The organism is Pontibacter kalidii, from assembly GCF_026278245.1.
Taxonomy (GTDB): Bacteria; Bacteroidota; Bacteroidia; order Cytophagales; family Hymenobacteraceae; genus Pontibacter; species Pontibacter kalidii.
On record NZ_CP111079.1, the window covers coordinates 3211718 to 3226446 of the forward strand.

The following is a 14729-nucleotide window of genomic DNA, read 5'->3' on the forward strand; positions in this document are numbered from 1 at the left end:
TATGAGCGAGACTAAGCCTTACATTCAAGCCCTTTTTGCAGGAAAAAATATAAGTGTAAACTCTAACAGGGCGAGCATATTCGAAGAATTCGCAAAAGATGAGAACATAACTGTAGCAGTTAAGCAGATATTAGAGAACCAAAAGATGTTAACAGACAAGTGGACATTAATTAATAGAGTAAGGGACATAAAAGAGCAACCGGTAAGCATTCCTAATGCTACAGTAGGAAAGCCATATGAAGCCTTAGTAGATTTTGATCAACTCCACTGGAGAGATGTGACTAATTCTGATTTTGAAGGTTTGGACACTGTTGGATTATGTTATGATTGCGAGACTAAAGTAATCAGTGGCACTCCTACCCGTAGTGGCGATTTAAAGGTTACTTTTAAATATAAGGTTGAGGGCGAGCCAGAGGACTCCGCTTTAAATGAGAAACTCATACCTATTGTCATCAATCCAGACCCTAAGTCTCTATGGAAAAACATCGAAAGTGTAAAGACCGATTATTATTGGAAAGAAGATAACATAACGGCCTTCGAAAGGCTCGGAGATAAAACCCTTGTAGCCGCCTCAAAAAGAGGAAGGTCACATGCTAACGTAGGCTCATTCAGAGAGGATGATCTAGCTTACAAGTATTTTGAGTCAACAGGGTGGAGTGTAGTTGCTGTCGCCGACGGCGCAGGTAGCGCGAAAATGTCTCGTCAAGGCTCAAAAATCGCTTGTAATAGTATCGTAGACTATTTCTCTAATCATCTTACGGAAGAAAGCTTTTCAGATTTTGATATTCTGCTAAAAGAGTATGTAGAAAGTAAAGGGGAAGAGACTCAGAAGAAGCTCAATTACTTTGTTTACAACACCCTTGGACAAGCCGCATTATACGCACATAAACAATTAGATGCATTTGCTACAAAGGATGAAACTCCTATCAAAGAACTTCACAGCACTTTGATTTTCACCCTTTTCAAGAAGTATGAATATGGGTACGCCATCTTATCTTTTGGAGTTGGAGATTGCCCGATAGGTTTGATAAACAAGGATCTGTCTTCGGTAACTCTAATGAACTGGCTCGATGTAGGTGAGTTTGGAGGGGGAACCAGATTTATTACCATGCCTGATATATTCAAGAGCGAAAAGTTCTACACCAGGTTTAATTTCAAACTGATTGATGACTTCTCCTTCCTAATGTTGATGACAGATGGAATTTACGACCCTAAGTTTGTTGTAGAGGCCAACCTAGAGAAAATGGAGAAATGGCAGGAACTACTGAATGATCTGAACGGCGAGAACGAAGACGGCGTGAAGGTGGAATTCAATAGGGGAAATGCTGACATAGCTTCACAATTGTCTGACTGGATGGACTTCTGGAGCTCGGGCAATCATGATGACAGAACTTTAGCCATAATCTTTTAATTGATAAGCATGAATACTAAAACTGTAGCTTCCATCATCAACAGCGGCAAGTCTTATCAATTTGTAGACACAGGGGAGCCTATGCGAGGAGGCATGAAAGATGTCTTTTTCAGTCCAGACAGGTCCTATGTAGTAGCTTTTTATCGTGATCAGCAGGATTTTAATTCTAAAGAAAGACTTAAGAAGATCGTCACTCAGTACTACGACAGTTTTTTTAACCGGGAAGGCGGCAGTTACTACAAAGATTTGTACTGCTGGCCGACAGACATGGTTGAACTGGACAAAAAGGTTGGACTTATAGTACCCTGCTACAATAAAAATTTCTTTTTTAACAAAGGCTATGCGACAAGCGACCTAATAAAAGGAAAGGAGAAAGAAGGTAAATGGTTTGCCTCACCTAAGTTTAGAAATAGACAGTTTCCACTAAGGCTTGACGAATCAGAACTGGGGAATTGGCTAAGTTATTTTCAGGTGTGTGTTAATATCGCCAGGGGCGTTAAACGTTTACATTCTGCCGGCTTAGCTCACTCAGACCTATCTTACAAGAACGTATTAGTTGACCCTGTAAGTAAGTCAGCTGCTATCATAGACATAGATGGCCTGGTTGTACCTGGCTTGTTTCCTCCTGATGTGATTGGTACTGCTGATTTTATTGCTCCAGAAGTATTGGCTACAAAACACTTAGACATCAAAGATCCAAACCGCAAACTGCCGAACCGGTTGACCGACCTGCATGCTTTAGCGGTCATGATCTATATGTACCTACTTTATCGCCACCCTTTGAAAGGCGGAAAAGTGCATGACTTAGATACTGAAAAGGACGACTTGTTATCAATGGGTGAGAAAGCTTTATTCATAGAGCACCCCACTGATAAGTCTAACAGACCTAAGTTAAATCAGGTAAATCCCAAAGAATTACCTTGGGCAGACGTATCTAAAGTTCCTTACTTCATTACAGGCCCTTACTTGAAAGCACTGTTCGATAGGGCCTTTATTGATGGTTTGCATAACCCTATGCAGCGTCCTACGGCAAATGAGTGGGAGGATGCTTTATTAAAAACTACTGATCTTATGCAGCCATGCAGTAATGCATCTTGCGAGCAGAAGTGGTATGTTTTTGATAATTCTAACAAGCCAAGGTGCCCGTTCTGCGGTACTGCGCATAAAGGCACTCTACCTGTTTTAGACCTTTACTATCAATTCAAACCTACAGTCTGGAAACCTGAGAACCATAGGTTAATGGTTTACAACAACCAGTACCTGTTTCAATGGCATGTCAACCGAAACATCATTAGAAATGAGAAGCTTACTCCAGCGCAAAAGATACCGGTTGGCTATTTCACATTCCATAACGGCAAATGGGTATTAGTGAATCAGAAGTTATCATCTCTTAAAGACCTAACAGAGGATAAAGAAATTCCAGTAGGTACTATGGTAGAAATAACAGACGGCAAAAAACTACTGCTATCAAAAGAAGATGGAGGAAGAGTTGTAATAGTAACAATGGCAAATAAATAACATAAAACACACAAACAATTTTACTTTTAGCTGAATGGTAACGAACATTTACTTCATTAGTGGATTTGCATTACTCGTTGTAGTAATGCTCCTAATCGACTTAGGCCTTTTTAATAAAAAGGCTCACAAAATATCAAATAAGGAAGCAGCAATCTGGAGCTGTGTCTGGATTGGCCTCGCAGCAATATTCGGTGGTCTAGTTTATACCTTTTTAGGAATAGAAAAAGCTTCTGAATTTTACACTGCGTTTTTGATAGAAAAGGCTCTTTCTGTAGATAACCTATTTGTCTTCATTCTAGTTTTCGGATTTTTTAAAGTACCTGAACAGTATCATCATAAAGTTCTGTTTTGGGGTATTGTAGGAGCCATTGTACTACGTGCTATATTCATATTTACTGGTGCAACTATAATCAGTTATACCTACCTTCCTGATTTTACAATACTTGGTTACACTTTCCATGAAGTAAACATAATTCTTACCCTATTTGGACTGTTCCTGGTGTACGCAGGTATAAAATCATTAGGAGGAGATGATGATGATGAGCAGGACTTCTCTAAAAGCTTTGGCGTAAAAATTATCAAATCTATCTTCCCTGTTACTGATAAATTTGATGGGGGTAAGTTCTTCACTATTGAGAATGGAAAAAAAGTAGGCACTTTACTATTAGTAGTTGTAGGTGTTATAGAGGTAACTGACCTTATTTTCGCCGTTGATTCTATTCCGGCAATATTCACAGTATCCCGTGATCCATTTATACTTTACACCAGTAACATATTTGCAATTCTTGGTTTAAGAACTCTATACTTCCTTCTAGCTAATTTTATGCACTACTTCGCCTACCTAAAGTATGGTTTAGCAGGTATTCTTTCATTTATAGGATTCAAGATGGTTATTGCTCCTATTTATCATATCTCTTCTCCTCTTTCTTTATCTGTTGTTGCAACCTTATTATTTGCAGCAACTATCGCTTCTATTGTATGGAAGCCTAAGGTTGAAGAGAAAGAAGAAGAGAAAGAATTAGTTGCTTAAATATAATTAACTCAAAATTCCTTAGAAAAGATGGGATTTAGGTATAACAAGCGTTTAGGAGGTAGTAGAGGTTGGGGGCTGAACGTAAGTGGTTCGGGCATCACACCAAGCTATCGATCAAAATATGGTTCAGTTGGTCCAAGAGGATTTTCGATCAGAACCGGCATACCTGGACTCTCTTTTCGTCAAGGATTTGGTAAGTCAAAAGGAAATGGCGCAGTAATCGCACTAGTTATATGGCTTGCTGTCATGGCTTTTATATCAGCTGCAATTGTTGGATATAATTTGATTCGCCTGACTGTTTGGCTTGTTTTGGAACTGTATCATCTTTGCCTAAGGGTTTATTACAAGTGGAGAATGAAGCAAGAAACGAACGGTTCTAACCAACCATAAAACATAAGAGGCAGCTTAATATTAAGCTGCCTCTTATGTTTTATGGTACTGGTTTCTTAATTTGACAGGAACATTATAATTAGTAGTTCGAGACAAGGGTTACTAGTTTAGAACATATGATTTGTGGCCCCTATTATATTAATTTCTATTGGGAGAATTAGCTTTAGATCTAAAAGCATTTATAAGAGATAGCGCAAGACCTAAAGCCACAACAACATCTACTATAATCCATAACTCCCGCCCAAGTACTACTTTAAAGAAAGGTTGAAATAGAAGTGCAAGTGCTCCATATATAAAGGCAGCATTCTTGTTACCCCCATCACGCTGAAGTAGGGCTAACAGCCCGAAACCAACAAATGCTGCAAACCTAACGAACTGATAGAAACCAAATGGCATTTGTAATAGACATAAGAACAGAAGGATTATTAATACAAGCTTAATGGCTTTATCCATTAATGAAGATGGTTGTTAGCTAAATTAATTTCTAAAAAACTCTTCCGGAGTTATTGAAGCAGTTGCCATGTTCCTATTAGCAACCTCATAAAGGGTAATAGAGACAAAGGTATATCCACTGCTTGAGTTCTCAATCTTAATATGATCATTAGGATCATCTGATATACAGAGCTGTGCCCGCTTGGTCAGAAAGTCCCCCTCCTTTTCTAAAAGCCTTGAGAAGCACCTGATGGCAAACCGCTTTTTGGTAGCTAACTACATCCCAGCATAACTTTTATAGAAGTACCAAATAATTACTAATCTAGCTTTTGATCCTTTAGCATTCTTTCCATCAGTTCAACCTTCTCCCGCTCACTCTTTAGTAAAGCATCATATAGCTCAATAATTTTTTCAACGGCATTGAAATTAAAGGTATGTTGATTACAATTTCCAACCCCAGCTCCAGCAGAAGAATGATCATGCATATTTTGAATATGGAAAACTGTTCCTTCTTCTGTGAAATTTTTGATGGCTTCAGAAGTCACCCCTAATGCTTTTGCTATTCTCTCCAAAGTCGTATCATCCACCTCCTCTTCCTGCTCAATACGGGAGATGTTTTGCTGTGTGGTGCCCAGCTCACTGGCTAAAGCGGATTGCTTCACGCCTAAGGCGGTGCGCATTCTGCGGACGTGGTCGCCCAGATGGATCGGTCGTTTTTTGGCTGCTGTTTCCATATAATTAATTTACAAATTTCTTCTTATAATACCAATTAAAAACTGCTTGTTTTTCACAAGCAAAGGATTATTTATTACAAGTGCACCACCTTCTCTTCCATCATAAATCAGCTTGTCTATCGCCGATTAGTCATCCAAGTAGCAAACAACCGCTTTAAAGATAGAAGGTATTGGGGGTATATCAAAAAGGAGGAACACTTGCCTGCCCTCCCGCTGCAGGAAAGGCTCTTCTCAGCGTCCCATTACTGGTAGCGGTGATGCCAGAAGAATGCGGCAGCACCTTCGCATCCTCCTGGAGGGCATTCGGCTATGATGATCTAGCCCATTCATAGCTCAATTCCAGGAAAAGCCCAGCATCATTGCCGTTGCGTCCCCGGCTGTATCGGTTGCTTCCCCCTCCTTCGCTAGAGGCCTGATGCACACAAGGCTTTTGGAGGAAGGGTCGTAGGAGGGTAGGTAGTAGAGGTAGCCCCACCTGTCCAGCTCCAGGATGCAGCGGTGGTAGGTCGTGCGGGATCTGATGCGCGCCCACCCCATCACTTCTTTCCTGTTCACCCTGAAAGCCCCGCCGCCCCGGCTTTGGACCAGCAGGGCCATGTAAAGGTTCAGGTGCGGGCGGCGCAGGCGCCTGTCCCCTCCCGCTTTCTTGTAAAAGCCCGTCAGTTGAGCACTTACCTCCATGAGTGCACCTCCTTCCCGTTCAGCAGCCTGGAGATATCCTCCTGGCGGTAGTAGTGAGTGCCCCCGACCTTGACCGAGGGCAGCGTGCCCTCCACCCTCAGCTTTTGCAGCGTGGAGGGGGAGACCTGCAGCATGCGCCGCACCTCGGCGGACTTGAGCACCTTCTTCGGCGCCTCGGTCTGCTGCATTCCGATCAGTCTGGCCAGGTCCTCGAGCAGCTGCCGGTGGAAGGTTTGCAGGTCTTGCTTGGTGATGATTTCTACGGACATCGTTTTACTTGTTTTGGTTATAGGGTGAAGTTGCCCACTTTCACCTCCCCCTTTTCACAAGCTGAACCCAACTTGTGAAAAACAATTTTACCGGGTAAAAAACAAGGAGGTGAGCTCCCCCTCCCCCCTTAACCCCACCAGATTCACCTGAATTGGGCTATTTCCGCGGAAAAGTAGCCAAGTTCACTTTATTCCGCCCAAAGAGCCACAGCCTGGACCGCTTTTCCCCAACTCGGCCATGCCTTGTGAACACGCCCTGCCTTTCCCCCCCACCTTTGAAGGGAGCCAGCCAGGGAAAGCCGCTATGGCGCAGGGGATGTCCCTACCCCAACTTCCCTCACCACCGGATCATAACTTTAAAGAACCATACTTATGGAAACCAACACCAACGCATTGAAAAGCCAGCGGGATAACCCTGCAGCCGAGGTCCAGCAGCGGGATTACCTGGCTGTAGGCGAAGCCGCAGACCAGCGCATCTTTCGAAAAGCGGAAGCGGCGAGCATGGGCACGCTCGAGTGGCTCATCACAGTGACCTCTGGAGGGCAAACCTATGCAGATCTGCCCCCCGTTAAGCTCGCCGCGTTCGACGAACTCAAGGACCTGGCCGTCAGGCTTAGCCTCCTCGGCCTGCGGGTTCAGCGGGATGGGCCGACCTCGGTCGAGCCCGAGTACGAGCAGACCCTGGACGAAATCATCCGCCTGCTCGCTGTCCTCAATAGCCCGGACATGGAGGACGACCCTGCATGAGGTCTTCCGCTGCCATCGCATCTACTGCAACGAGTCAGGAAAAACACCAGGCGCTCATCGCGCCTTTCCCTATCCCGCATACCAGCCATATGGGTTCTACCACTGCTCTTCTCCAATGCTATCCTTCCTCTTGTCCAGCATTCTACAGGGTAGCTCCTTCCGGCAAGCAACGCACTCCGGCCCCGGGCGAGCCTAGGGCCGCCCTGCCCGGTGCGCGAAGCAAGCCTGCAGGAGCGGCGGGTCCCGGGGGAGCTTTCCCGGCAGGCAAGCAACGCCCCTCCCCCCGGTCAAAGCCAGCGGGGCCGTCTTTTCCGGGAGGCGGTGCGAAGCAAGCCCGCCGGAAAAGAGCAAGATGGAACAGGACTCACGTCCGGTTCAATCTTGCCCTGCGGGGCGAAAGGCCTCCAGCCGCCTGCAAAGCGGGTTTGCCGGGAGCGAGCCTGCCGCTGGATCTGTAGGACGGCTATAAACAGAAAGCTAAACAACTGATTATCAATAACGACTTATATAAAAATGTTTATGAAGACAGTCGGAATACCCGAGGCCGTGCACGCCAGGCTCAAGCGCTACTGCACCCGCCATGGCCTGGGCTTGGGCGAGTGCATCGCCGCCTCAATTACTTATTTCGAGAAGCACGGCCTCAACCCGGCAACCCACGAGAGCCCCGCGGCGGAGATGAACCGCCTCATCAAGCGGGTGGACCAGGTCATCGCCTTCATCCGCAAGCAGGAGAGCGACCTGCTGCGCCCCATGACCGAGGCCGTGAGCCTGAGCGAGGCCCGCATCGAGCATAGCCTGGGCACCGTGGCCACGGCCAAACAGCTGCAGCTCCTGGAGGAGCACCTGGCGGGCTTAGTCCGGCAGCTCAACACGCTGGTGCCGGCAGCCGCTGCCGCCAGGGCGGCCACCGAGCGGCTGCTTTCTGAACACGCGCGGCGCGAGCTGGAGGCGCTCCAATTGCTCGCACGCCTCGTGGACGCCAAGAACAAGAGCGGCTTTCTGCAGGACCTTGCCAAGCTATATCAGGAAGGAGACCAGCCGTGAACATCAAGATCCTGGGCGGGGGTACCGGCACCTACGCCAACCGGGGCAGCAGCGCGGCCCTCGTGAACTACCTCCAGCACGAGGACCTGGAGCGCCTCAGGGAGGGGCAGGCCGCCGAGCCCTTCTTCGACCAGGAGCGCGAGCGGGTGAGCGCCCGAGAGGCCGTCTACCGCCTCGATCACAACAGGGGGCAGCTGGGGAAAAGCGACGCCAAGTTCTACGCCTTGATCGTCAGTCCCTCTGAAAAGGAGCTTAAGCACCTAGGCGAAACGAAACAGGAGCAGGCCCGGGCGCTCAAAGCTTATGTGCGGGAGGAGGTGCTGCCGGCCTATGCCGCTAACTTCAACAAGGGGCTCAACGCGAAAGACATCCTGTACTACGGCAAGGTTCACCATGAACGCGACGGGCAGACGGGGCGGGAGCAGATGCACGCCCACCTTATCGTCTCACGCAAGGACATGGAAAATAAGGTTAAGCTCAGCCCCATGACAAACCACCGCAGCACCGGAAAGGGAGCTGTAAGGGGCGGCTTTGACCGGGAGGCCTTCGTGAGCGCCTGCGAGGAGAGGTTCGACCGCCAGACGGGCTACAAGAGAGAGCAGCGGGAAAGCTTCGCCTACTGCCATGCCCTCAGGAAGGGGAGCGTGAAGGACATCCGGCAGCAGGCACGGGAGAGGGTGGCGCTGGAGGCGCAGCGGAAACAGCAAAAACAGCAGGCAGAGAAATTTATTCACCAGCAGGAACAAAGGCCTGCGCCCGAGCTCGGGCGCAGGCAAAACAGGGGGATCAGGCGATGAGAAAGGGACAACTGAGGGATTACCGCGGCTGCGGCTGCCTCGCCCTGCTGCTCCTGCTTCTCGGCATGGCCCTGTTCCTCGTGCTCGTGCACCAGGCCCCTGCCGTGGCGGGCGGCGTGGTGCTGACATTGGGAGGCCTTCTGGTAAGTACTGGCGTTTACGGGCTCTACAGGTTTTTTAGGTATCTGCAAAGGCGGATGAACTGGATCGTGCAAGGGGTGAGGTCGGACAGGCACCCTTACAGCCTGGAGCTTTCCACTACCCGGGGGCCGATCAGGCTCTACAACCCTTTTAGGGGGGTACTGGTCGTGGGCGCTGCCGGCAGCGGCAAGAGCGAGAGCATCGCCCTGCCCCTGATGTGCGGCTTTGCCAGGAAGGGCTACAGCGGGGTACTCTACGACTTCAAGTTCCCCAGCCTGACAGGGGACATGCACAGCTTCCTTGCCACGCAGCAAAACCCGCTGCCGCACTACTTCCTTAATTTCCACGAGCCGCTGCGCTCCTACCGCGTCAATCCCCTGCACCCGCGCTACCTGCCCCACACCGGCTACGCCCGCGAGTACGCCACGGCCATCGTCAGCAACCTGATGCGGGAGAGCATCCGCAGGCCCGACTTCTGGACCCGCAGCGCCACCGACCTTCTGACCGCCTGCATCTGGTACCTGCGATGCGAGCACCCGGAGATGTGCGACCTGTCCCACGTGCTGGCCCTTGTCACCAGCCCGGACGAGGCGCTGCTGAAGACGCTCCGGCAGAACGAGCAGTGCGCGCAAATGACTGTCTCCATCCTAGGGGCGCTGGAGCGGGGGGCAGAGAACCAGGTGAGCGGCGTGGTGGGCACGCTCCAGGGCGCCGTGGCCCAAATCAACACGCCCGAGGTCTGCTATCTCTTCGGGGGCGACGACTTCTCCCTGGACATCAACGACCCTGAAAACCCCATCGTCCTCTCGCTGGGGAGCCACCCGAGCCTTGCCGGCACCTACGCGCCCCTGTGCAGCCTGGTGATCACCGTGGCGACCCGGCTGATGAACCAGCCGGGCAAGCACCACAGCTTCCTCTTGCTCGACGAGGGGCCAACGGTCTTCATCCCCCACCTGGAGCTGCTGCCCAACACGGCCAGGAGCAACCGGGTGGCGACCGTGTTTATGTGCCAGGACCTGGCGCAGCTGGTGGACATGTACGGCCAGGAGAAGGCCGACGTGCTGAGCGCGGCGCTCAACAGCCACTTCTACGGCCGGGTGAGCAGCAGCAAGACGGCTAGGTTCATGTCCGAGCAGTTCGGCCGCTTCTCAGGCATCGCCGTGGAGAGCAACAAGACAGAGTTCAACGCCCAGTTCCGGGTGCCGGCACGGCCGCCGCAAGTCCCCCTCCCCCAGCCAACTACGGAAGACGATATGCTGGAGTATTACTGGCGGGTAAGGCAGGAGGTAAACGGCCTGCTCGTGGCCGTGGATACCCCGCAGGAGCCCGGACCGGGGAAACGGCCGGGGCAGGACCCCGCGTCCCGCTTCCGGCTGGACGTGTAACGTCTTACGATACCTACAGTCTGCATAAGCTTCGGCAAATCATCTCAAGCCCACTTAAAAGGCTGTTGGCAAGTGGAAAACGCCCGCCGGGGGTTTCCCTCATGCCAACAGCACGGTGGTAGTGGTAAAGGCAACTGATAAGGATCAGGAAGAAAGAGCGAGAATCCGAAAGGAGCACATGCCGGAAGCCACTTCAATGCAAAAGTCCATGGTCATTGTTGTTGGCGCAAAGGTAGACCCCGGGCTGCCGGGGCGCCCAAAAGACTACGGCATAAACCCTGCAGGCCCGCCCACACCCCATTTATTCCGTTTCCTTCTGGGCTTGGTTGCCCGGGGCCTGGAGGGGCACCATAATCAATTCCCTCACTCTAAAACCAGATGATTATGGAAAATATCGTTAAAACCTCCGTTTCAGCCAGAGTAGCCGAAGTCAAACTCTCCTACCGCAACCGCGTCAAGCCCAGCGAGCGCCCGCAGGTCACCTGCTCTGCCGACTCCTACAGGGTCCTGAAGGAAAGCTGGGACACGGGCAAACTAGAGTTCGTCGAGCAGTTCAAGGTGTTGCTGCTAAACAGAGCCAACCGGGTGCTGGGCGTCTACGAGCTCTCCACCGGGGGCGTGGCGGGCACCGTGGCAGACCCCAAGCTCGTCTTCGTGGCCGCCCTCAAAGCCTGCGCCTCGGGCATCATCCTCTCCCACAACCACCCCTCGGGCAACCTCAAGCCCAGCCAGGCGGACCTGCAGCTCACCAAGAAGATCAAGCAGGGCGGGGAGCTGCTGGACATCGCCGTCCTCGACCACCTCATACTCACAAGCGAGGGTTACTACTCTTTAGCTGACGAGGGGCTTTTATAGCCCCTCATTTTGCTCATTTTTACAACTATAGGCTGTTTCCTTAACCTATCCTTTGCCGATCCTTGACCAGAACCTCTCCCCAACTCCCAGTTTCCGCTTCAGTTGGTACTCCTCTAGATCAAACCAATCATGGATAGAGATTTCGTACTCCTCCTTCGCCTTATGTTTCCTGTAGTGCCAGTAAGCGTTAAAATCTCCTTCCCGCAGCCAAAGTTTGACAACTTGCACGTCTTCCTCAAACTCATGGTTTACCTCATCCACGTAAAAACGCGCAGTACCTAAGTACTCTGAGAAAAAAGGCATCATTATTTCCTCTCCTATCCGTGGCGCAATAGGCAGATGGTCTGCTTCAAGCGTTAACCATCTTTTTCTCCGTCCACGCATGATAAACTCATACCGTACCTTAACGAAGGAAAACATCTGCTTTGTCTCATAATTGAGTGCTAGGTCATGATAGATACCTTCAATGTACTTTCTTACCTTGCCGCTCTTCAGCCCCGACGCCTCCGCCAATTCTTTCAGCGAAGGCAGTGTCTGTTCCTCATCATAGTAGAAGTCCTTCGCTAGAATGTGCTGTAGCAACACATTGTATGGTTTACCGTTCTCAACCAGCCCTAAGGCCTTTCTTCTCATAGCACCGATGTCTAGCAGCATGCCTTTTGTAGTTAGACTGTCTTCCTTCATACTTTACATATTTTTAACATTTTTTCCATTAAGAAAAGAACTCCAGTACTTTTACATATAGAGGATTTTGCCTATAGACCAGCATAACATACCAATATGCATCTCTTTATTTCCAAAATAAAGAGACTTTACGCTATTTATTTTTATATTCAAAACCACAAATATATTATTTGATAAAGAGAGCATTAGCTTATGCTTAACAATATAAATTTTCCGGCAGGGTGTATTTATAAGAGCGGAAGAGAAAATGATCCCCTAAATTTCTTTATTGAGGCTCTACCTAAAAGCAAAACCTTTGACCTCTTACTTGGATACTTTAGTTCTTCTGCAATCAATGTGCTTGCACTTGGCTTTGCTCACTTTATTGCAAACGGAGGTAAAATGAGAATGGTGATTAATGATGTCCTCTCCATTCAAGATAAGGAAACTATTGTCGAAGGACAAAACGGCCATGTTTCCTCGATAAGAGATTACAGTAATGATTATAATGCTATTAGAGATAGTCTAAGCGACTATGGTAAACATTTCTTTAACTGCATAGCATGGTTAATAGCGAAAAACAGAATTCAGATAGTTGCAATTAGGCCCAAAGGAGGAAGAGGTATTTCACACTACAAGTCAGGCACCTTCTCCGATGGACTTAATAAATTACACTTTACAGGCTCTTGTAATTTTACTGCTAAGGCTCTCCTAGAAAATCTTGAAGAAATTGCAGTAAGAAGATCTTGGGTGTCAGAATCGGACAAAGAGTTTATCAATATAAGTGATGAAGAATTCGATACCTTGATTCAAGGAAAAGCTGATTATGTTGACTACATCGATGCCTCTGAAATCAAAGGAATAATTCATGATCAATATGGAGCTAAAGACTTAGAAGAGTTACTAATTGAAGAGGAAAGGCTACTTGAATTAAAGAAGACTAAGGTGTACAACAATCTGAGACTGCAGAATCTACTAGAAGAACTAGAGATTAGCTACGACAGCCTTAAAAATGAACCAAAATTTCCTTTTGCAGAAGGTCCAAGAGATTATCAAACGGATGCTTATGAGAACTGGGTAAAAAACAACTATCAGGGAATATTTGCAATGGCAACTGGCACTGGAAAAACTATTACCTCGCTGAATTGTCTTCTTGAAGAGTATAGAAAAACTAATAGCTATTATGCAATAATCCTCGTTCCATCAAAAGCTTTGTTAGATCAGTGGATTGAAGAAGTTTCACTCTTTAATTTCAAAAATACTATAGTTATTGGTGGTGGACATAGTGGGATGCAAGTTTTGCCAAATTTTGCGTCAAATTTTAAGGCAGGTTTAAAGAAGAATGTTATAATTATTTCTACCTACGCAAGTTTCTCTTCAGATCGGTTCCAGAAATACTTTACCAAGATTCAGAAGGCCTTTACACTAATTGCTGACGAAGCTCATAACATGGGGGCCAGCCAAATTAAGGCGGTCATGTCTAAATTGGAGATTTCAAAAAGAATAGGTCTGAGTGCAACACCAAACAGAAAGTACGACCCTGAAGGGACCAATGCAATATGTCAGTTTTTTAATGATCAACCCCCATTTTGTTACAGCTTTGGAATGAAACGTGCTATGGCAGAAGGTCGTCTTACTGACTATTACTATCACCCAATAATTGTTAATCTTGACGAAGATGAAAAAGAAGAATATGTTGAGCTTTCTAACACGCTGCTTAAATTTTTTGATTTTGAAAAGGGGAAATTTAAGGATTCTCCAATAGTTGAAAGGCTTTTACTTAAGAGAAAGACAATTATTCATCAAGCAAGACGAAAAATACCAGCTTTTAAGGAGATTCTAAGAGAGTTAGACAGAAAAGACAAATTGAAATATGTCTTTACATATGTTCCAGTAGGCTCTAGTAAAGAAGAGGAGAACAATGAAGACATCGCTAAGAAATTTGTTTATCAATACTTGAAAGCGGCCCAAGAAGTAAAGCCTGAACTTAGATCAAGTACATATACTTCAGAAACTGAAGATCGAAAAAGTAAATTAAGAGGATTTTCAGAAGGGAAAATTGATATGCTTTTAGCAATGAAAATGCTAGATGAAGGTGTAGATATTCCACGAACTGAAGTGGGTATTTTTGCGAGTAGCACAGGTAATCCTAGAGAGTATATACAGAGAAGAGGCAGGTTATTGAGAATCCATGATGATAAGAATTTTGCATATATATACGATATGATTGTAGCTCCCACTGCTAGCCATGATAACCAAAATCTATTCCGCATTGAAAAAAATATGGTGAGGAATGAGTTAATAAGAGTAGCATATTTTGCTAGCTTATCAATGAATTTCTATGATTCAAAAAAAATACTGCAGGATATATGCGATACATATGACCTTGATTTAGATTCAATAATTAACGAATTAGAAAATGATTGATAATCTGTTGAAAGAAATTTTAAGTGATGAGGAATTATCCTCAAAATATAAGATCACGGAAGAAATGATCAAAAAGGCTAAACTTGCGCCCCCTTATGAAAGCAAAGTTATTGAATATTTAGCTGTGATTATAAAGTCTAAAATGGTTGACATGCATGGTGATGTTACAGTTTACAATCAAGTCAAAAATCTAATTAGGTAA

At 47.1% G+C, this 14729-nt stretch carries 16 protein-coding genes; 11 read left to right on the forward strand and 5 right to left on the reverse strand.

Annotation, left to right across the window (positions count from 1 at the left end; genetic code table 11):
- The first annotated feature begins 1 nt into the window (after position 1).
- From OH144_RS13375 to OH144_RS13390, 4 genes are read left to right on the forward strand one after another with little or no spacing between them, the layout of a single operon-like run.
- Positions 2-1411: a PP2C family serine/threonine-protein phosphatase gene (locus OH144_RS13375; protein ID WP_266202752.1), complete on the forward strand. Its 1410-nt coding sequence runs from the start codon at positions 2-4 to the stop codon at positions 1409-1411.
- Positions 1412-1420: 9 nt separating this feature from the next.
- Positions 1421-2929 carry a helix-hairpin-helix domain-containing protein gene (locus OH144_RS13380; protein WP_266202753.1) on the forward strand — a complete coding sequence of 503 codons (1509 nt, stop codon included), beginning with the start codon at positions 1421-1423 and terminating at the stop codon, positions 2927-2929.
- Positions 2930-2963: 34 nt separating this feature from the next.
- Positions 2964-3959 (forward strand): TerC/Alx family metal homeostasis membrane protein, encoded by a 996-nt coding sequence (locus OH144_RS13385; RefSeq protein WP_266202754.1) that lies wholly within the window; start codon positions 2964-2966, stop codon positions 3957-3959.
- A gap of 30 nt (positions 3960-3989) precedes the next feature.
- Positions 3990-4352, forward strand: coding sequence for a hypothetical protein (locus OH144_RS13390; RefSeq protein ID WP_266202755.1), 363 nt, complete (start codon positions 3990-3992; stop codon positions 4350-4352).
- A 138-nt stretch (positions 4353-4490) separates the two neighbouring features.
- On the opposite strand, the gene OH144_RS13395 is transcribed toward OH144_RS13390, so the two are convergent.
- The 4 genes from OH144_RS13395 to OH144_RS13410 form a co-directional block, all read right to left on the reverse strand.
- Positions 4491-4805 (reverse strand): DUF6804 family protein, encoded by a 315-nt coding sequence (locus tag OH144_RS13395; RefSeq protein WP_266202756.1) that lies wholly within the window; start codon positions 4803-4805, stop codon positions 4491-4493.
- Between the two features lie 296 nt (positions 4806-5101).
- The gene (locus OH144_RS13400) at positions 5102-5518 is read right to left on the reverse strand and encodes a helix-turn-helix domain-containing protein (protein ID WP_266202757.1); all 417 of its coding nucleotides are present in this window, start codon (positions 5516-5518) and stop codon (positions 5102-5104) included.
- 333 nt (positions 5519-5851) lie between these two features.
- Complete coding sequence (locus OH144_RS13405; RefSeq protein WP_266202758.1) at positions 5852-6199, reverse strand: hypothetical protein; 348 nt, start codon at positions 6197-6199, stop codon at positions 5852-5854.
- Positions 6190-6468, reverse strand: a complete 279-nt coding sequence (locus OH144_RS13410; protein WP_266202759.1) for a helix-turn-helix domain-containing protein — start codon at positions 6466-6468, stop codon at positions 6190-6192. Before OH144_RS13410 ends, OH144_RS13405 begins: the two co-directional genes overlap by 10 nt.
- Before the next feature lie 372 nt (positions 6469-6840).
- Here OH144_RS13410 and OH144_RS13415 point away from each other — a divergent pair, with 372 nt between their 5' ends.
- From OH144_RS13415 to OH144_RS13435, 5 genes are all read left to right on the forward strand, one after another.
- A complete protein-coding gene (locus OH144_RS13415) occupies positions 6841-7215 on the forward strand; it encodes a hypothetical protein (RefSeq protein WP_266202760.1) in 375 nt (124 codons plus the stop codon).
- Positions 7216-7734: 519 nt separating this feature from the next.
- A complete protein-coding gene (locus OH144_RS13420; RefSeq protein WP_266202761.1) occupies positions 7735-8259 on the forward strand; it encodes a BfmA/BtgA family mobilization protein in 525 nt (174 codons plus the stop codon).
- The gene (locus tag OH144_RS13425; protein WP_266202762.1) at positions 8256-9056 is read left to right on the forward strand and encodes a DUF5712 family protein; all 801 of its coding nucleotides are present in this window, start codon (positions 8256-8258) and stop codon (positions 9054-9056) included. Before OH144_RS13420 ends, OH144_RS13425 begins: the two co-directional genes overlap by 4 nt.
- On the forward strand, positions 9053-10582 hold the full coding sequence (locus OH144_RS13430; RefSeq protein WP_266202763.1) for a type IV secretory system conjugative DNA transfer family protein: 1530 nt from the start codon (positions 9053-9055) through the stop codon (positions 10580-10582). Before OH144_RS13425 ends, OH144_RS13430 begins: the two co-directional genes overlap by 4 nt.
- Before the next feature lie 378 nt (positions 10583-10960).
- On the forward strand, positions 10961-11437 hold the full coding sequence (locus OH144_RS13435; protein WP_323134722.1) for a JAB domain-containing protein: 477 nt from the start codon (positions 10961-10963) through the stop codon (positions 11435-11437).
- Between the two features lie 45 nt (positions 11438-11482).
- Here OH144_RS13435 and OH144_RS13440 read toward each other — a convergent pair whose 3' ends face one another.
- Entirely contained in the window at positions 11483-12121 is a 639-nt protein-coding gene (locus tag OH144_RS13440) for a hypothetical protein (protein ID WP_266202764.1), read from the reverse strand.
- A gap of 192 nt (positions 12122-12313) precedes the next feature.
- On the opposite strand from OH144_RS13440, the gene OH144_RS13445 reads away from it, so the two are divergent.
- Positions 12314-14527, forward strand: a complete 2214-nt coding sequence (locus OH144_RS13445) for a DEAD/DEAH box helicase family protein (protein ID WP_266202765.1) — start codon at positions 12314-12316, stop codon at positions 14525-14527.
- Positions 14520-14729, forward strand: coding sequence for a hypothetical protein (locus OH144_RS13450; RefSeq protein ID WP_266202766.1), 210 nt, complete (start codon positions 14520-14522; stop codon positions 14727-14729). Before OH144_RS13445 ends, OH144_RS13450 begins: the two co-directional genes overlap by 8 nt.